We start from the raw sequence: 16,758 nt of genomic DNA, 5'->3' as shown, positions 1-16,758 counted from the left end.
CAAGGAGCCTGACTGTGGCCTACGACATCGTCGTCCTGGGAGGCGGCAGCGGCGGATACGCCTGCGCGCTACGGGCGGCTGAGCTGGGCAAGACGGTCGCCCTGATCGAGAAGGACAAGATCGGCGGCACCTGCCTGCACAGGGGATGCATCCCCACCAAGGCCCTGCTGCACTCGGCCGAGGTCGCCGACGAGACCCGCGAGAGCGAGACGTTCGGCGTCAAGGCCCGCTTCGACGGCATCGACGTGCCGGCCGTCCACGCGTTCAAGGACAAGATCGTCACCCGCGCCTGGAAGGGCGTGCAGGGCCTGCTCAAGGGCGCCGGCGTGACGATCGTCGAAGGCGAGGGCCGCCTGGTCGGACCGCACCGGATCCAGGTGGGCTCCGAGGTCTACGAGGGCCGCAACATCGTCCTGGCCACCGGCTCCGCGCCCAAGTCGCTGCCCGGCCTGGACATCGACGGCGAGCGCGTCATCACCAGCGAGCACACGCTGAGGATGGACCGCGTGCCCTCCTCGGTGATCGTGCTGGGCGGCGGCGTCATCGGCGTCGAGCTGGCCAGCGTCTACCGCTCGTTCGGCGCCGAGGTCACGATCGTCGAGGCGCTGCCCCACCTGCTGCCGACCGAGGAGGAGTCGAGCTCCAAGCTGCTGGAGCGCGCCTTCCGCCGCCGCGGCATCAAGTACGAGCTGGGCGTCTTCTTCGAGGGCGTCAAGACCACCGACACCGGCGTGGTCGTCACGCTCGCCAACGGCAAGACCATCGACGCCGAGCTGCTGCTGGTCGCGGTCGGCCGCGGCGCCGTCTCGGCCGGAATGGGCTTCGAGGAGCAGGGCATCACGGTCGAGCGCGGCGCGGTCGTGGTCGACGAGCACTGCCAGACCTCGGTCCCCGGCGTCTACGCCATCGGCGACCTGATCCCGACCCTCCAGCTGGCCCACGCCGGGTTCGCCGAGGGCATCATGGTGGCCGAGCACATCGCCGGACTCAACCCGCCCGCCATCGACTACGCGGGCGTGCCGCGGATCACCTACTCCGACCCCGAGGTCGCCTCCGTGGGCATCACGTCCGCGCAGGCCGCCGAGCGAGGCATCGAGATCGTCGAACAGGTCTACGACCTCGCGGGCAACCCCAAGAGCCAGATCCTCGGCACCGCGGGTGCCGTCAAGGTCATCGCCCAGAAGGACGGACCCGTCGTGGGCGTCCACATGGTGGGCCGCCGCATCGGCGAGCTCGTGACCGAGGGTCAGCTGATCTACAACTGGGAGGCGCTGCCCGCGGAGGTCGCCCAGCTCATCCACGCCCACCCGACCCAGTCCGAGGCCGTCGGTGAGGCGATGCTGGCCCTGGCCGGCAAGCCGTTGCACGTACACAACTAATTCAAGCCCTCGAAATCAGAACGCGAGAGAAGATAACGATGCCGGTCTCTGTACAGATGCCCCAGCTCGGCGAGAGCGTCACCGAGGGCACGGTGACCCGTTGGCTGAAGAAGGAGGGCGAGCGCGTCGAGGCCGACGAGCCGCTCCTCGAAGTGTCGACCGACAAGGTCGACACCGAGATCCCGTCGCCGTCCGCCGGCGTCCTCACCAAGATCGTCGTCGCTGAGGACGAGACCGTCGAGGTCGGCGCCGAGCTCGCCGTCATCGACGAGAACGGCCAGGCCGGCGGCGCCGCCACGCAGGAGGCCGCGCCGGCCCCCGCCGCGCAGCCCGAGCCGCAGCCGGAGCCCGAGCCGGCCCCCGCTCCCGCGCCGGCCTCCTCGATCCCGCAGCCCGCCCCTGCCCAGGCTCAGGCCCCCGCGCCAGCGCCCGCTCCGGCTCCCGCGCCCGCTCCGGCCCAGCAGGCTCCGGCCGCTCCGGCGCCCGCCCAGCAGGCCCCGGCCGCCTCGGAGCCGACCCCGCTGCCGTCCTCGGGCGACAGCCCCTACGTGACGCCGCTGGTGCGCAAGCTCGCCAACGAGCACGGTGTCGACCTCGAGGCGATCACCGGCACCGGCGTGGGCGGTCGCATCCGCAAGCAGGACGTCCTGGAGGCCGCCAAGTCGCAGCGCGAGCAGGCCGCCGCCCCGGCTCCCGCCGCCGCCCAGGCCGCTCCGGCTCCCGCCGCCGCGCCCGCTCAGGCCGCGCCGGCTGCGGTCGCCGCCGCTCCCGAGCCCGTCGAGGTCGACACCACGCTGCGCGGCCGTACGGAGAAGATGTCGCGACTGCGGCAGACCATGTCCAAGCGTCTGGTCGAGTCGCTGCAGACCGCGGCGCAGCTCACCACGGTCGTCGAGGTCGACGTCACCAAGATCTCCCGGCTGCGCGACCAGGCGAAGGCCGACTTCCTGCGCCGCGAGGGCGTCAAGCTGTCGTTCATGCCGTTCTTCGAGATGGCGGCCATCGAGGCGCTCAAGCAGCACCCGAAGCTCAACGCCACGATCAACAACGAGACGATGGAGGTCACCTACTTCGACGTCGAGCACCTGGGCATCGCGGTCGACACCGAGCGCGGCCTGATCGCGGCGGTCATCAAGAACGCCGGCGACCTCAACCTGGCCGGCCTCGCCCGCAAGACCGCCGACCTGGCCGAGCGCACCCGCGCCAACAAGGTGACGCCCGACGAGATCACCGGCGGCACGTTCACGCTGACCAACACGGGCAGCCGCGGCGCCCTGTTCGACACGCCGATCCTGAACCAGCCGCAGGTCGGCATGCTCGGCACCGGCGCCGTCGTGAAGCGTCCCGTCGTGATCGACACCGCCGAGGGTGAGGTCATCGCCGTTCGGTCGATGGTGTACTTGGCGCTGACGTACGACCACCGTCTCGTGGACGGCGCTGACGCGGCCCGCTTCCTGACCACCGTGAAGCGGCGCCTCGAAGAGGGTCGTTTCGAGGCCCAGCTGGGACTCGCGTAGTTCATGCGCGCCAGGGCCGGGGATCACCTTCCCCGGCCCTGGCTACGCCTCGTCACGCTCCAAGCGGGTAGCTCGCCAGAAGCTCGCGTACCTCCGGAACGCTGTCATACGGCTCAAGCCTGTCCAGAACCACCCGCGCCCGGTCGGCCGTGCGGTCGCTGGCCACGTCTGCCGACAGCTCCAGCATCCGCCGCGCGGTTTTCGCCGCTTCCTCCGGCTCGTTCGCGTCTGTGAGAGCCACGGCCAGCCACGACAGGTAGAGCGCGAGTTCCCGCGTGTGAGCGGTGTCGTACTGGGAGAGCACCTCAGTCAGCAACGGCACTGCCCGCAACGGCCGTCGCAACTCCGTCTGGACACGCGCCTCCATGATCTGGAGCTCCCTGGTGTCCACCCAATACAAATAGGCGGGACCGTACTGCCCACGGTCGGCGGCCAACGCGTCACCGGCCTCCCCCAGGGCCCGGATCGCCGCTTGGGCGTCCTCCTCGCGGGTGCGCGCCCAAGCCAGCCGATCCCACGCCAGCGCGCGGGCACGAGCCGGAGCGTGCGGCCCCGCGGCTTCTACGGCAGCGGTGGCCAGCGCCGCGGCTTCGCTCGGGTCACCGATGTTCGCCAGCTGGTAGGCGAGTGAGCCGACGAGGTTGGACTCCAACGTGGTGTCGCCCGCCTCACGGGCCGCGCTCATGCCAAGCCCGTACGTCTGTGCGGCCTCTTGGTGCCGACCGGCGTCGGAGGCGATCCATCCGGCGATCTGCGCGTATTCGCCGATGACAGTCAGCAGCTTCCGGCCGGTCTCCTCGGTGTGGGTGGATTCCCGGTAGATGCGTGGGGGCTCTCCGCTTCTCTCCTCCATTCTCTCCTGTGCGCATACGGCTACGCAGGGTTGTGATGGATCCATGCAGTCGGACATGGATGGTTTCTACTCGTGGCACGCCCGAGACCACCGGGGTGAGGGCTCATGCGGTGTGACCGGCAAGGAAGAACGAGCGGCTGAGCTGTTGGTGGGAGCTCTGGAGACGCTCTCGCCGGGCGCGACCCGCTTGATACGGATAGTGCACCTTGATCGCTACGCCCGTCACCCCTCGTATCGGCACGGCAAGGTCCTGCTGCGCGCCCAGCGTGACAGGGCAACCACGCACGTGGTGATTTCACCGGATGCCTGCTTTCCCGTCGCTCACCCGCTGATGCGTCGATCCCTTGCGTGGGGCCGTTTCCCTGATCAGTAAGACGCTCGGAGAGGAAAGCCCGCCGCATCTGGCTATTTCCGCGGAATGCCGCGAACCCGGTATTCCTAACATCTGAAATGGCAATCAAGCAGACGATCATGTCAAATCCATGACAGATCTTCTCGTGGCCGGGAAACGCGAGGTATAACGTGGGGAGGGACCAGGTCACCAAGGGGAGGGATCGCCGGTGCGGCGATTATTGACCTGGCTGGTTGCCGTCGTGCTGGCCGCCACCTCGCTCGTGGCGTCAGGCGGCCCTGGCTTGGCAGCCGGCCGAAACCAGCAGCAACGTGGCGGCGACGGCATGGACGGGGACATCGCCACCGCCGTCACCGTGGTCGACCGATTCTGGGCGACCCACTGGAACGAGTTCTTCATGGGGAGATATTCGAAGCCGGCGGTATTCGGCGGCTATTCCAGCAAGGGGCGAAAAGCTCCGTATTGTGGGATCAAGCGAGTTGATCTCAACAACGCGCATTACTGCCCGGCCGGTGACTACATCGCCTGGGACGTCGACTTCATGCGCCGCGGCTACCGCTATGGGGATTCCTGGGTCTACCAGGTCGTCGCCCACGAGTGGGGGCACGCCGTCCAGCGGCGGCTCATCCGCTCGCTGGTGTGGAACGCCTACGAGCTGCAGGCCGACTGCCTGGCGGGAGCGACGCTCTACGGGGCGGCCGAGGACGGCATCCTGCGGTTCGAGAAGGGTGACGTCGACGAGCTGGCCACGGCGTACGACCGCCTCGGCGACAGAACACCGTGGACGAACACGAGCGACCACGGGACCACGGCGCAACGCCTGTCCGCCTTCAACCGCGGCGCCGGCGGCGGCGTGCGCGCCTGCCTGCCCAGGTAGGGCGGCGCGGCCGCCACCCGGCATCGGCGCCGCGCGCGAAAGGAGCCATCGGCTGTGAGCAGCTCCACCGAGACGACGGACCCGCCACCGAGCCGGCTGCGCGCGTTCCTCCGCAGCCGGACGACCTGGGCGGCGGGCGTCGCCAGCGCCGTCGTCGCGGCGCTGCTCATCGCCTGGCTCCCCGGAGAGGGGCGCAACCTGGTGGACCGGGTCATCGCGGCCGATCCCGTCCGCTTCCTCCTCATCGACGGCCCGTACGAGAGCGACGTCGCCGTGGAACACCCGATCGACGACCCGGCGGACCGGGCGGCACTGCTGACCGAGCCGGACAGGTTCCCCGCCCTCGTCGCCAAGTACGGCGGCGGCCCCGTCGGACGGCTCGACATCGTCATCGTCGCCGAGGGCGGCCGCAGCCAGACCCGCATCGTCGACATCCGGCCGCGTGTGCTGAAGACCCTGCCCCTGCTCACCGGCACCTACTTCCACCCCGTCACCGCCGGCCAGGGGGACGTCATCGCCCTCCACGCGAACCTGGACGGGACCGACAGGCTGCTGCGCGGCACCGACCGCAAGCCGTACTTCACCGCCAAGCAGATCCTGCTGAATCGCGGCGAACAGGAGACGCTGCGCCTGAGCTTCACGGCTGCGAAGGCCGCCTACGAGTTCGAGCTCGTCGCGACGATCGTCGCCGACGGCCGCCGCTACGAGCAGGTCGTCCGCCGCCCGGACGGCGCCGGCTTCCGGGTCACCGGCGCGGCCCGCGACCACCGCCGCTACCCGCGCGTCTACGTGGGTGGCGGGACCACGTGGCGGCTGGGCGGCCGGGCGGACAAGTGCGAGATCTTCCCCCGCTCGAAGGGCTGCTGAACGGTGCGCCGGGTGACGGTGATGGCCGCCGCACTCGTCCTGGCGGCGCTCCTCGCCGCCGACGCCGCCCCCGGCACCGCCAGACCGGGGCCCACACCAGGCCTGCGGCCCCAGCGGCTGGTGGCCGCCTGGTCCGTGCCCAGCGACCGGCCTGTGCAGGCGTTCGAGACCGGACCGTACGCCTTCAGCGATGCCGCCGTCGTCATGCCGGGCGCCTCGGGCGTCGATCTGCGCGATCCCCGTACAGGTGCGGTCAGGGCGGCCATCCCCGCGCCGCCCGGGCACCGGGTGGCGGACGCCGGCTTCGTCCAGGGCGTCCTCGTCCTGCACCATGAGGACAAGCGCTCAGCCAGGCGCGTTCTCGCCGGATACGACCCGCGCACGGGAGCGGAACTGTGGCGAACCGCCGTACCCGACCCCCAAGGGGAAGCGACGGGCGACAACATCATCAGCTCCGGCGTCATGCTCACGCCGCTCACGGTCACCGCCGTGACCGCCGACAAGCGGCAGCTCGTCGGGTTCGACCCGCTCACGGGGCGGGAACGCTGGCGTCACACGCTGGCGGCCGGCTGCGACATCTTCGTGGACGCGGGACCGGTGACACAGCTCGGGCGCCGCTGCGCGGACGGCCACTGGAACTTCACCACGATCGACGCCGCCACCGGCCGCGTCATCTGGCAGCGCGCCGTCACCGCCCATCCGGATGACCCCGTCGCCTCCTCTGCCATCGCCGCCGACGACGGCAGGACGCTGGTCACCACGGGCGACGTCTCCCGCCTCTACGCGCCGGGCGGCCGCCTCCTGCGGGAGTTCCACCTCAAGGGGGAGGCGTTCGGCATCGACGGGAACGCCATCGCCGTCGATGCCGGCGAGAACCGGCTCGCCGCGGTCGACGCCGCCACCGGCGCGCCCCTGTGGGCCGGGGACGGGTCGCAGGCGTCCGGCAGCGCCGAGCGCGGCATCCTGCTGCCGTTGCGGCGGAATTTCCCCAGGACGGCGGACTGGTACGGCCGTGACCCCCAATGGCCCATGCCGTACTTCGTCACCCTCGTGAACCCCGGCGACGGCAGCATGCGCAGCCTGCCCATCGCCGCCGGGGATGGGGGTACGGATCTCCTCGGAATGGCCCAGGACGTGGTCTTCGCCTACCACCACACCCAAACGGGCGGGCGCGTCACCGCCTACCGGCTGACGCCCCCGGCGGGGCCCGGCCCGGAGGAACTGGCCGGGGTCCCGGCGGCGGCCTGGCCGGACGCGTGCGCTCCGCTGCCGCTCGCCGCCGGCCCGCTGGCCGGCCTCGGCTACCGGGCCTATCCGCGTACGCGCCGGCTGGACGCGACGGCCTTTCCCCATCCGGTCAGCTGCGACCTCGTACCGCCCGGCGATCACGACCCGGTGATCACGCTGCGGATCGACTGGGTGGCCCCCTCGGAGGAGGAGGCGGTGGCCGTGCTCGACAGCGTGCTCGCCGGGTATCGGTCGGACCAATGGCCGGTCAAGCGGCTCGCGGAAGGGCTCTACCAGGTCCCCGGCTTCGCGCTGGACCTTACGCCGGACACCGTCCTGATCCGCTCTGGGCCGGTGCTGGCACGGCTCATCACCGCCGACGACCCCCGGCTGGTCAGGCGGCTCGCGCCGCTGGTCCAGGCAGCGATCGCGGATATTCGTCAAGCGTCTTCGGCCGATCCCGCTCGAACGCGCTCTCCGTGACAACTCGCCGCGCTGACCTGCGCGGACCGGGCTTGTCCCTTACGTGGGGCCGTCCCCCTGATCAGTAAGACGCCCGGCGAGGAAGGCCCGCTCGACCTCGTTGCCGGTCAGCTCCAGCGCCTGCCGGTACGCGGCCGCCGCCTCGTCCGTGCGGCCGAGGCGCCGCAGCAGGACTGCCTTGATCGCCGGCAGGTACTGGTAGCGGGAGAGCCGACCGTCCTGCTCCAGCGCCTCGACCAGCGCCAGTGCGACCGCCGGTCCATGGACCATCGACACCGGCACGGTCCGGTTCAGCGCGACGACCGGTGAGGGAGCGAGCGGTCCTGCTCGTCAATTCAAGCCGCAGCAGTGGGCCGTCGGCGCCGGTAGACCGTACGCGAACCTTTGTCAGATGCGCCCGGGCGTGACTTCAACAAGGCACCCCCGCCGCTTGACGGATCGACGAGCCGGCCGGGCCGGGCGTGGCGATTTCATTGTGATGGAATTACCCAGGTCAGGGGTGCGTTGTACCCGTCTGTGCGCCTGGCCTAGACCGTGAGTATCCCTCTGGCCGCGCCGCCAAAGTCCGAGTACGGACGTCATACCCATTACACGCATCACAGGACCTCACCTGTGACCGCTGAACCCGCCTGTGCGCGGGACCGGGGACCCATGTCTCGATCGGGGCTAATCGGCACGTCAACGTGCCGTAGGGCAGCTTCCACGCCCGAGCCCGTCAGCTAACCCGGCAAGCGGTATGGAAGCAAGGAGCAATCATCATTATCCGCACCCCCAAGATGAGCTATGCCAAGATCGCGCTCGGCGCGACCCTCACCGCCGCCGCCCTCGGCGCCCACACCGCGGCGAACGCCGCCACGGCCCCCACCGGGCACACCCCCATCGCGGCTCAGGCCGCCCCCGCCTCCGCGCAGGGCGGCAGGAACGGCGAGGCCAAGGTGAACGTCACCGCCCAGCAGGTCCTGAACCTGGCCAAGGCCCAGGTCGGCACGACCGAGGACGCCAACGGCGGCGGCACCAAGTTCCAGCAGTGGTACGTGAACTCACCCCGCGCCGCCGAGACCGTCCAGCGTGACGGCGGCAGCAGGCAGGACTACCTGAACGCCGCCTGGTGCTCGATGTTCGTCTCCTGGGTCGGCGAGGAGAGCGGCGCCCGCTCCCAGGTCGGCTGGGACGCCTACACCGTCGCCCACGCCAAGTGGTTCGCCGCCAACCATCGCTGGGGCACCGTGGCCAAGCCCGGCGCCGTGGTCTTCTACTCCTGGAGCGGCAGCAAGGACCTCAGCTCCATCAGCCACGTCGGCTTCGTGGTCAAGGACAACGGCAACGGCACGATCTCCACGATCGAGGGCAACACCGGCAACGGTAAGGTCGAGCAGCGCGTCCGTCCCACCTCCCAGGTCGTCGGCTACGGCTACCCGCAGTACGCCGCCTGACAGCTGATCGGGCGCCTCTGGCACCCCCCGAGCCGCGTCCCCCGGAGCGGTGCGCCGGCACCAGAGGTGGAAAGATCATCGCATGCCGATCGATCCGCACCTGCTCGCCGTTTTCACCGCGACCACCATCGTGGCTCTGATCACCCCCGGGCCCGACATGCTGTTCGTGCTGGGATGCGGTCTGCGGGGCGGCCCGCGCGCCGGGCTACTGGCCACGGTCGGCGTGATCACGGGTGACGCGTTGTACATCGCCGCGGCCGCCGCCGGGCTCGCCGTGCTGCTGACGACGTTCCCGGTCGTGTTCACGGTGCTACGGTTCGCCGGCGCCGCGTACCTGATCTATCTCGGCGTCCAGATGATCCGCAACCGCAAGAACAGCCCGGCCGACGATCCGGCCGGCCGCGGGATGTCCGGCCGGCGTGCCTTCCTCAACGGCGTGGTCTCCTCCATGGCCAATCCGCAGACGTTCACGTTCATGGTCGCCTTCCTTCCGCAGTTCATCGATCCCGCGGCGGGGCCGGTCTGGCTGCAGTTCGCCGTCCTCGGCGCCATCCTGATCGTCCTGGAGTTCCTGGCCGACGCGACGGTCGGCGTGCTGGCCGGGCGGATCGGCGGCTGGCTGCACGGCCGTCAGGCGGTGCGCCGCCGGATCGACGCCGCGACCGGGAGCGTGTTCATCGGTTTGGGCGTCACCCTGGCGGCCGAACGCTGACCGACCGCGCCACGGTCAGCGGCCCTGAACGTCTGATCCACTGACGCTCGACGGCGTCTTTCGACAGCGCTCGCTGTTCGATTCTCTTGCTATGGCCTCTTGACGTGGGCCGATGTGCGTGAGGTACATTCCTCGGCAATAGTCTGGGAAGTTCCCAGATAGTAAGGGAGTCCCACGTGGAACAGCGAGGGGGAAGCCCTCAGCTGCTGCGCCGGATCAACGACCGCGCGGCGCTGCTGGCTCTGCTCGATCGAGGGCCGCTGACCCGATTGGAGCTGGAAGCCCACATCGGCCTGTCGAAACCGGCGACAGCCGACCTCCTGCTTCGGCTGGCGGAAAGTGGTCACGTACGGCGTGCGGGGCTCCGGGAGGGCGGAAAAGGGCCGCGCGCGCAACGCTGGGCGGTCAACGGCGCGCTGGCCTACGTGGCGGCGGTCGACCTCACCCCGCGCGCGCTGGACATAGCGGTGTCCGACATCTGCGGGGAGATCGTCGCCGAGCACCGATACCGCCCCGGCGAGGAGGCGGACCTCGACGTCGAGGATCTGTGCCGTGCGCTCTCCGTCGCCACCGCCGAGGTCGGCCTGACCACTGGGCAGCTACGCCGAGTCGTTGTGGGAGTGCCCGGCTCGGTGGACGCGCGCACCGGGCACCTGGGCTTCGCCCCGCACCTGCCGCCGTGGCAGGGCTTCGACGTCCTGGACCGGCTGTCAGGATCGCTCGACACGTCGGTGGCCGTCGAGAACGACGTCAACCTGGTCGCCCTCGACGAGATGGCGGTCGGCCAAGCCGTCGGGGTCGACGACTTCGTGCTGATCTGGATGGGGCGAGGGATCGGTGCGGCGGTGGTCTCGGGCGGGCGTTTGTTACGGGGCGCGTCCGGTGGCGCCGGCGAGATCGACTGGATGCCCTGCCCGCCCTCCGGCGTGAGCGGTGGCCGGCGAATCGGTGACGTGCTCGGCATCAGGGCGGTGATGGAGCTGGCCCGCGCGCACGGGCTCGCCGGAGACGATCTGGAGAAGCTGCTCGCGGAGGATCTCGGCACGGACCCGGTCGCCCGGTCGGCCTTTCTCCGTGACCTGGCGCGCCGGGTGGCGCTGGCCGTGGCGGGTGTGGTGTCAGTGGTCGATCCCGAGCTGGTGGTCCTCACCGGCGACGTCGGCAGGGCCGGCGGCAGCGTCCTGTGCGGCCTGGTCACCGAGGAACTGGGCGAACTCGTCCTCCCCCGGCCGACGATTCGACCAAGCCTGCTGACCGGTAACCCGGTTCGCTCAGGCGCGCTGCGGCTGGCATTGGCCGGGGCGCGCGAAGAGGTGTTCGCCATCCATTCCTGACGACAGCCTCAACCCCTTGACCTGACCATGGCGGCGGGTCAGCAGTTCACCCCCTTGGAGGGTTTCGATGCGACGAATCGGTGTCGCGGCGGCGTGTGCGGCATTCGCGCTCCTGGCGAGTGCGTGTGGCCCGGAGACCAGCTCATCGGGTACGGCCAACGCGCCGAGCGCCGACGAGAAGGTCTCCCTCAGCGTCTGGAGCAAGTTCAGCGGTCGCGAGCTGGGCGTGCTCCAGAAGGTGCTGGACGGCTTCCAGGCCAAGCACCCGAACATCACTGTCAAGAACCAGGGCAGCCAGGACGACGACAAGGTCGCCCAGGCGATCAGAGGAGGAAACCCTCCAGACGTCGCCATCTCCTTCTCCACCGACAACATCGGCCAGTTCTGTTCCGGCGGCGCCTGGCAGGACCTCAAGGCCTACATCGCCCGCGACAAAGTGGACCTGAACCAGCTCCCCGCCGCCACCCGCGCGTACACCGAATTCAAGGGCACGCGCTGCGCGATGCCGCTGCTCGCCGACGTGTACGGCCTCTACTACAACAAGGCGATGTTCGCCAAGGCCGGCATCAGCGCGCCCCCGAAGACGATGTCGGAGCTGTTCGAGTACGCCAAGAAGCTGACGGTGCTCAATCCCGACGGGTCCATCAAGGTCGCCGGCTTCGTGCCCACGATCGGCTTCTACGCCAACCACGTGCAGATGTGGGCGGCCAACTGGGGCGCCCAGTGGGCGGGCCAGGACGGAAAGTCGGCTCTCGGCACCGACCCCCAGTGGCAGGCGATGCTCGAGTGGGGGAAGAAGTTCACCGACTTCTACGGGCGCGACAAGCTGGCGAAGTTCACGGCCGGTCTCGGCCAGGAGTATTCACCGGACCATGCCTTTGAAAAGGGGCAGATCGCCATGGTGATGGACGGCGAGTTCCGCACCGCCTTCATCGAGGCCGAGGCGCCCAAGCTGGACTACGCCACGGCTCCGTTCCCGGTCGCGGACAACAAGCCTGAGCTCTATGGGGGTGGCTACACCACCGGCACGATCATCGGGATTCCCAAGGGCGCCAAGAACGCCGGCGCCGGCTGGGAACTGCTCAAGTATCTGTCGACGGATTCCGGTGCTCTGCAGGAACTGGCCCATGGCCTCAAGAACGTCCCGTCCACGGTCCCCGCGCTGCAGGATCCGACGTTGCAGAAGGATGCCCACTTCAAGACCTTCCTCGACATCTTCGCCAACCCGAACCTGGCCACGAACCCGGCCAGCGCGAACGGCGGCGCCTACCTCAAGTCCGCCGAGGACTTCTCCATCTCTTATCAGGGCGGTGGCGTCCCCGATCTGAAGGCGGGGCTGGCCAAGACGGGCGCGCAGATCGACGCCGACGCGCAACTCGGCAGCTGACCGCTGATGACCGCCGCACCGCGCACCACGCATGTGGCCGGATCCACCTTCACCAGGTGGATCCGGCCGCGGCCGGGACACTGGATACGGCCGCTGGCTTTCATGGCGCCGGCGCTGGCCGGATTGGCGCTGTTCGTCGCCTACCCGCTCCTCGCGCTGGTCTACTACTCCTTCACCCGCTACGACCTGCTCAACACCCCGGTGTGGGTCGGGCTGCGCAACTACGTCTTCCTTCTCTGGGGCGATCCGCTGGCCCGGAAGGCGGCCTTCAACACCGTGTGGCTGGTCGTCATCATCACCGTGCTGCGCCTGGTCTTCGCCACCGGGGTCGCGGCCGTGCTGGTGCGGGTCAGAAACGGCGCGGGGTTGTTCCGGACGCTGATCTACCTGCCCGCGCTGGCTCCGCCGGTAGCGGCCACCCTGGCCTTCACCTTCCTGTTCAATCCTGGCACCGGGCCGGTGAACACGGTGCTGAGCTGGTTCGGCGTCTCCGGGCCGCTGTGGTTCAGCGACCCCGCCTGGGCCAAACCCGCGCTGACCCTGCTCACCCTGTGGGCCTCGGGCGAGCTGATCATCATCATCATGGCGGGGATGCTCGACGTGCCCGGTGAGCTCTACGAAGCGGCGTCCCTGGACGGCGCGGGCTCGGTACGCCGCTTCTGGCACGTCACGCTTCCGGCGATCACGCCCGTGCTCGTCTTCGGAGTGATCAACTCCATCATCCTCGGGCTGCAGTACTTCACCCAGGCGGTGGTCGCGGCCTCGGTGGCCTCCGGGTCGGCCGACATCGCCGGCAGCAGGCGGGCCATCGGCTATCCGGACAACTCGACGCTGACCTTCCCCGTCTGGCTCTACCAGCAGGGGTTCCACTACTACAACATGGGCTACGCGTCAGCCATGTCCATCGCCCTTTTCGTGGTCTCGACGGTGTTCACCGTGTTCTTCGTGCACCGTCTGCGCCGTGCTTCCCATGCTGAGGAGGTGGCGTGATGGCCACCGTGACCACCCCTGCCGACGTCGCCTCCGGCTCGACGTCCCGGCCCGGCCCGGCGCACCGCCGGTCGAACCGGCGCGGCGTCATGCGCTGGATCGCGGTGCACAGCATCGCGCTGGCCCTCGGGCTGATGTTCGTCCTGCCACTGGTCTTCGTCGCGCTCACCGCGTTCATGTCGGACGGGCAGGCGTTGACGGCCGATCTGTGGCCACGGTCCTGGCATCCGGCGAACTTCGCGGAGGTGTTCCGCACCGCGCCGCTGCTGAGGTATCTGGGCAACAGCATGATGTACTCGCTGCTCGCCGTAGCCGGGATGCTGCTGTCCAGCGTGCCGGCCGCCTATGCCCTGGCCCGGATGCGCTGGCGCGGCCGCCAGGCGGTGTTCCTGGTGATCATCGCCGCCATGATGATCCCGCCGCAGGTCCTGTCGGTCCCGCTCTACATCCTGTGGGCCCGCCTCCACCTCACCGGCACCCTGTGGCCGCTGATCCTGCCGTACTTCCTGATCGACGCGTTCAGCATCTTCCTGCTGCGGCAGTTCTTCCTCACGGTCCCGCAGTCCTACCTCGACGCCGCCCGCGTTGACGGCTGTGGCGACCTGCGGACGCTGCTGCGCGTCCTGCTCCCGATGACCCGGCCCGGTATCGCGGCGATCTCCCTGTTCTGCTTCATGTACACCTGGAACGACTATTTCGGGCCACTGCTGTACGCCGGGGAGAACCCGGACGAGTGGACCCTGTCGCTGGCCCTGGCCTCGTTCCGGGGCGCGCACCAGGTGCAGTGGAACCTCACGATGGCCGCCACGGTCGTGGTCATGCTGCCGGTCATCCTCCTCTTCGTACTCGCTCAGAAATCCTTCGTCCGAGGCATCACTTTCACAGGAGTCAAGGGTTGAAACTCACCATCGTCGGAGGCGGCTCCACCTACACCCCGGAACTGGTCAGCGGGATCGCCGATCGGCACGCCGCCCTCGACATCGAGGAGATCGCGCTGGTCGACCCTGACACCGAGCGGCTCGAGGTCGTGGGCGAGTTCGCGCGCCGCCTCCTCGATCACGCGGGCCATCCGGCCAAGGTACGCCTCACCGCCGATCTCGAGTCCGGTGCCGACGGGGCCGCCGCCGTACTGCTCCAACTACGCGTCGGCGGCCAGGCCGCCCGCGTGACGGACGAGAGCGTGCCGCTGGAATGCGGGTGCGTCGGTCAGGAGACCACGGGTGCGGGGGGCCTGGCCAAGGCGCTGCGCACGGTGCCGGTGGTCCTCGACATCGCCGAGCGGGTACGGCGGATCGCCGGCGAGAAGACCTGGATCGTCGACTTCACCAACCCGGTCGGCATCGTCACTCGCGCGCTGCTCAACGCCGGTCACCGTGCGGTGGGACTCTGCAACGTCGCCATCACCTTCGAGCGCTGGGTGGCGGAGCGACTGGGCGTCGCGCCGGAGACGATCACGCTGGAACACGCCGGGCTCAACCATCTGACCTGGGTGCGTGCCGTACGCGTCGACGGGGTGGATGTGCTTCCCCGGCTGCTGTCCGATCATGCCGACCAGCTCGCCGACCACGTCGGGCTCCCGGTCGCCGTGATGCGCCGGCTCGGCGCCATACCGTCTTACTACCTGAAGTATTACTACCGTCACGACGCGATCGTGGCCGACCGGCAGGGCCCGTCACGAGCCGAGACGGTGAGCGAGATCGAGCACCGCCTCCTTCAGATGTACCGCGATCCCAGCCTGGTCGCCAAACCGGCGTTGCTGGAGCAACGGGGTGGCGCCTACTACTCGGAGGCGGCGGTGCGGCTGGTGGCCTCCCTCCTGGGCGACAAGGGAGACGTGCAGGTGGTGAACACCCGCAACGGCTCCACCCTGCCGTTCCTGCCCGAGGACGCCGTGGTCGAGGTCCCCGCCCGGATCACCGGCACCGGCCCGGCGCCACTGCCGGTGGCCCCGCTGCCGCCGGCCATCAGGGGGCTGGTCGCCCACGTCAGCGCGTACGAGAGTCTCGCCCTGGAGGCGGCGCTGCACGGCGGCCGTGACCGGGTGTTCGACGCGCTGATGGCGCACCCGCTCATCGGGCAGATCGACCAGGCGGCGACCCTGGCCGACCGGCTGGTCTCCGTCAACCGTGACTTCCTGCCCTGGGCGGCGGCGTGATCGACGGAGTGCTGGCGATCGACGGCGGCAACTCGAAGACGGACGTCCTCCTCGTCGCCGCCGACGGCACGGTGCTGTCGCGGGTGCGCGGTCCCGGAGCGTCGGCGCAAAGCGTAGGGGTCGCCGCCAGTGCCGCCGCTCTCGACGCGCTGGTCCGGCAGGCGGCCCGGCAGTTCGATCCAGCGGCTCGCCCCCCGTACGCCCGGCACACCGCGGCCTACCTCGCCGGAGTCGACTTCAGCCGGGAACAGCAGGCGCTGACGCGAGAGCTGGCCGAGCTGGGCTGGTCGCAGGAGATCACCGTCGACAACGACATCTTCGCGCTGCTGCGCGCCGGCACCCCCGGGCACGGGGTCGCCGTGGTCTGCGGGGCAGGCATCAACTGCGTCGGCGTGGCGCCGGACGGCAGGACCTTGCGCTTCCCCGCGATCGGCCGACTGTCCGGCGACTGGGGCGGGGGTTCGTTCCTTGGCGACGAGACGTTGTGGCGGGCGGTACGGGCCGAAGACGGCCGCGGCCCTGACACCGCGCTGCGACGGGTGGTGACCGATCACTTCGCCGTGTCCTCCGTGGCCGACCTCGTCGAGCGGCTCCACTTCGGAGAGGTCGGCCGCGCCCGGCTCCAGGAGCTCAATCCGCTGCTGCTGGCGACCGCGGGGGCCGGCGACACCGTGGCCAGAAAGGTGGTCGACCGGCTGGCCGAGGAGGTGGTGTTGCTCGCGTCGGCGGCGCTGCGCCGGTTGGACCTGCTCCACATTCCCGTGGACATCGTGCTGGGGGGCGGCGTCCTCGCGGGTGGCGATGAGTACCTGCTCGACCGCGTCCACGCCGGTTGTCACCGGGTGGCGCCGAAGGCGACGGCCCGTGTGGTGGATGTGCCCCCGGCCGTGGGCGCCGCGTTGCTGGGCCTGGACAAGCTCGGCGTGAGCGCCGACGCCGAACACCGCCTGCGCGACAGCTACCGTGCCGGCGCCACCTGCGGGTAGAGCTCTGAGATCGACCGGCCGGTGGGCTCGCGCCTCTGTGCCTGCTCGCGGGCGCTCCCGCCGCGGGAAAGACGACCCTGCTGCCGTACCTGCTGCGGGCGGCGAACGGGCTGGTCGTGATGGACATGGATGAGCTGCTCGAAATCGAGGGCGCGATGGCCGACGCCGCGCAGGCACGCGCGCTGATCCCAGTGTCGGCACCCATC

General features: G+C 69.9%; 15 protein-coding genes and 1 riboswitch. Of the genes, 13 read left to right on the top strand and 2 right to left on the bottom strand.

Features of this window, described 5'->3' with window-relative positions:
- Nucleotides 1-14 precede the first annotated feature (14 nt).
- Together lpdA and sucB are read left to right on the top strand one after the other, a co-directional pair.
- Nucleotides 15-1,379 carry a dihydrolipoyl dehydrogenase gene (lpdA, locus tag LDL49_RS36895; protein ID WP_225298388.1) on the top strand — a complete coding sequence of 455 codons (1,365 nt, stop codon included), beginning with the start codon at nt 15-17 and terminating at the stop codon, nt 1,377-1,379.
- Nucleotides 1,380-1,417: 38 nt separating this feature from the next.
- Nucleotides 1,418-2,896 (top strand): 2-oxoglutarate dehydrogenase, E2 component, dihydrolipoamide succinyltransferase, encoded by a 1,479-nt coding sequence (sucB, locus tag LDL49_RS36890; protein ID WP_225298386.1) that lies wholly within the window; start codon nt 1,418-1,420, stop codon nt 2,894-2,896.
- A 52-nt stretch (nt 2,897-2,948) separates the two neighbouring features.
- On the opposite strand, the gene LDL49_RS36885 is transcribed toward sucB, so the two are convergent.
- Nucleotides 2,949-3,749, bottom strand: coding sequence for an NsdA family TPR-like regulatory protein (locus LDL49_RS36885; RefSeq protein WP_225298385.1), 801 nt, complete (start codon nt 3,747-3,749; stop codon nt 2,949-2,951).
- Nucleotides 3,750-4,309: 560 nt separating this feature from the next.
- On the opposite strand from LDL49_RS36885, the gene LDL49_RS36880 reads away from it, so the two are divergent.
- The 3 genes from LDL49_RS36880 to LDL49_RS36870 are packed head-to-tail and all read left to right on the top strand — an operon-like array spanning nt 4,310 to nt 7,555.
- Nucleotides 4,310-4,978 carry a neutral zinc metallopeptidase gene (locus LDL49_RS36880; RefSeq protein WP_225298383.1) on the top strand — a complete coding sequence of 223 codons (669 nt, stop codon included), beginning with the start codon at nt 4,310-4,312 and terminating at the stop codon, nt 4,976-4,978.
- 54 nt (nt 4,979-5,032) lie between these two features.
- Nucleotides 5,033-5,845 (top strand): hypothetical protein, encoded by an 813-nt coding sequence (locus LDL49_RS36875; RefSeq protein WP_225298381.1) that lies wholly within the window; start codon nt 5,033-5,035, stop codon nt 5,843-5,845.
- A gap of 21 nt (nt 5,846-5,866) precedes the next feature.
- On the top strand, nt 5,867-7,555 hold the full coding sequence (locus tag LDL49_RS36870) for an outer membrane protein assembly factor BamB family protein (protein WP_225298705.1): 1,689 nt from the start codon (nt 5,867-5,869) through the stop codon (nt 7,553-7,555).
- A gap of 39 nt (nt 7,556-7,594) precedes the next feature.
- On the opposite strand, the gene LDL49_RS36865 is transcribed toward LDL49_RS36870, so the two are convergent.
- On the bottom strand, nt 7,595-7,825 hold the full coding sequence (locus LDL49_RS36865) for a hypothetical protein (RefSeq protein WP_225298379.1): 231 nt from the start codon (nt 7,823-7,825) through the stop codon (nt 7,595-7,597).
- A gap of 337 nt (nt 7,826-8,162) precedes the next feature.
- A riboswitch (cyclic di-AMP (ydaO/yuaA leader) is annotated at nt 8,163-8,304 on the top strand.
- A 27-nt stretch (nt 8,305-8,331) separates the two neighbouring features.
- Here LDL49_RS36865 and LDL49_RS36860 point away from each other — a divergent pair.
- The 8 genes from LDL49_RS36860 to LDL49_RS36825 all read left to right on the top strand — a co-directional run bounded on the left by LDL49_RS36860 (nt 8,332) and on the right by LDL49_RS36825 (nt 16,552).
- Complete coding sequence (locus LDL49_RS36860) at nt 8,332-8,988, top strand: CHAP domain-containing protein (protein ID WP_225298377.1); 657 nt, start codon at nt 8,332-8,334, stop codon at nt 8,986-8,988.
- Between the two features lie 82 nt (nt 8,989-9,070).
- The gene (locus LDL49_RS36855) at nt 9,071-9,700 is read left to right on the top strand and encodes a LysE family translocator (protein WP_225298375.1); all 630 of its coding nucleotides are present in this window, start codon (nt 9,071-9,073) and stop codon (nt 9,698-9,700) included.
- Nucleotides 9,701-9,876: 176 nt separating this feature from the next.
- The gene (locus tag LDL49_RS36850) at nt 9,877-11,034 is read left to right on the top strand and encodes an ROK family transcriptional regulator (RefSeq protein ID WP_225298371.1); all 1,158 of its coding nucleotides are present in this window, start codon (nt 9,877-9,879) and stop codon (nt 11,032-11,034) included.
- A 67-nt stretch (nt 11,035-11,101) separates the two neighbouring features.
- Nucleotides 11,102-12,421: an ABC transporter substrate-binding protein gene (locus LDL49_RS36845; RefSeq protein WP_225298369.1), complete on the top strand. Its 1,320-nt coding sequence runs from the start codon at nt 11,102-11,104 to the stop codon at nt 12,419-12,421.
- Nucleotides 12,422-12,427: 6 nt separating this feature from the next.
- The gene (locus tag LDL49_RS36840) at nt 12,428-13,411 is read left to right on the top strand and encodes a carbohydrate ABC transporter permease (protein ID WP_225298367.1); all 984 of its coding nucleotides are present in this window, start codon (nt 12,428-12,430) and stop codon (nt 13,409-13,411) included.
- Nucleotides 13,411-14,310, top strand: coding sequence for a carbohydrate ABC transporter permease (locus tag LDL49_RS36835; RefSeq protein WP_225298703.1), 900 nt, complete (start codon nt 13,411-13,413; stop codon nt 14,308-14,310). The genes LDL49_RS36840 and LDL49_RS36835 overlap by 1 nt, the downstream gene beginning before the upstream one ends.
- Nucleotides 14,307-15,566: a 6-phospho-beta-glucosidase gene (locus tag LDL49_RS36830; protein ID WP_225298365.1), complete on the top strand. Its 1,260-nt coding sequence runs from the start codon at nt 14,307-14,309 to the stop codon at nt 15,564-15,566. The genes LDL49_RS36835 and LDL49_RS36830 overlap by 4 nt, the downstream gene beginning before the upstream one ends.
- On the top strand, nt 15,563-16,552 hold the full coding sequence (locus tag LDL49_RS36825) for an N-acetylglucosamine kinase (protein ID WP_225298362.1): 990 nt from the start codon (nt 15,563-15,565) through the stop codon (nt 16,550-16,552). Before LDL49_RS36830 ends, LDL49_RS36825 begins: the two co-directional genes overlap by 4 nt.
- Nucleotides 16,553-16,758: the final 206 nt, after the last annotated feature.

Origin of the sequence: Nonomuraea aurantiaca (assembly GCF_020215705.1) — a bacterium.
GTDB lineage: Bacteria > Actinomycetota > Actinomycetes > Streptosporangiales > Streptosporangiaceae > Nonomuraea > Nonomuraea aurantiaca.
The sequence above is the reverse complement of the archived record's forward strand: the minus strand, read 5'-3'. Positions and strand labels throughout refer to the sequence as shown.

Bases quoted from the DNA above. Each gene is read 5' to 3' on its own strand.
- sucB (WP_225298386.1), top strand. From the start codon at position 1,418: ATGCCGGTCTCTGTACAGATGCCCCAGCTCGGCGAGAGCGTCACCGAG.
- LDL49_RS36885 (WP_225298385.1), bottom strand. From the start codon at position 3,749: ATGGAGGAGAGAAGCGGAGAGCCCCCACGCATCTACCGGGAATCCACC.
- LDL49_RS36870 (WP_225298705.1), top strand. From the start codon at position 5,867: ATGGCCGCCGCACTCGTCCTGGCGGCGCTCCTCGCCGCCGACGCCGCC.
- LDL49_RS36865 (WP_225298379.1), bottom strand. From the start codon at position 7,825: ATGGTCCATGGACCGGCGGTCGCACTGGCGCTGGTCGAGGCGCTGGAG.
- LDL49_RS36860 (WP_225298377.1), top strand. From the start codon at position 8,332: ATGAGCTATGCCAAGATCGCGCTCGGCGCGACCCTCACCGCCGCCGCC.
- LDL49_RS36855 (WP_225298375.1), top strand. From the start codon at position 9,071: ATGCCGATCGATCCGCACCTGCTCGCCGTTTTCACCGCGACCACCATC.
- LDL49_RS36845 (WP_225298369.1), top strand. From the start codon at position 11,102: ATGCGACGAATCGGTGTCGCGGCGGCGTGTGCGGCATTCGCGCTCCTG.
- LDL49_RS36840 (WP_225298367.1), top strand. From the start codon at position 12,428: ATGACCGCCGCACCGCGCACCACGCATGTGGCCGGATCCACCTTCACC.
- LDL49_RS36835 (WP_225298703.1), top strand. From the start codon at position 13,411: ATGGCCACCGTGACCACCCCTGCCGACGTCGCCTCCGGCTCGACGTCC.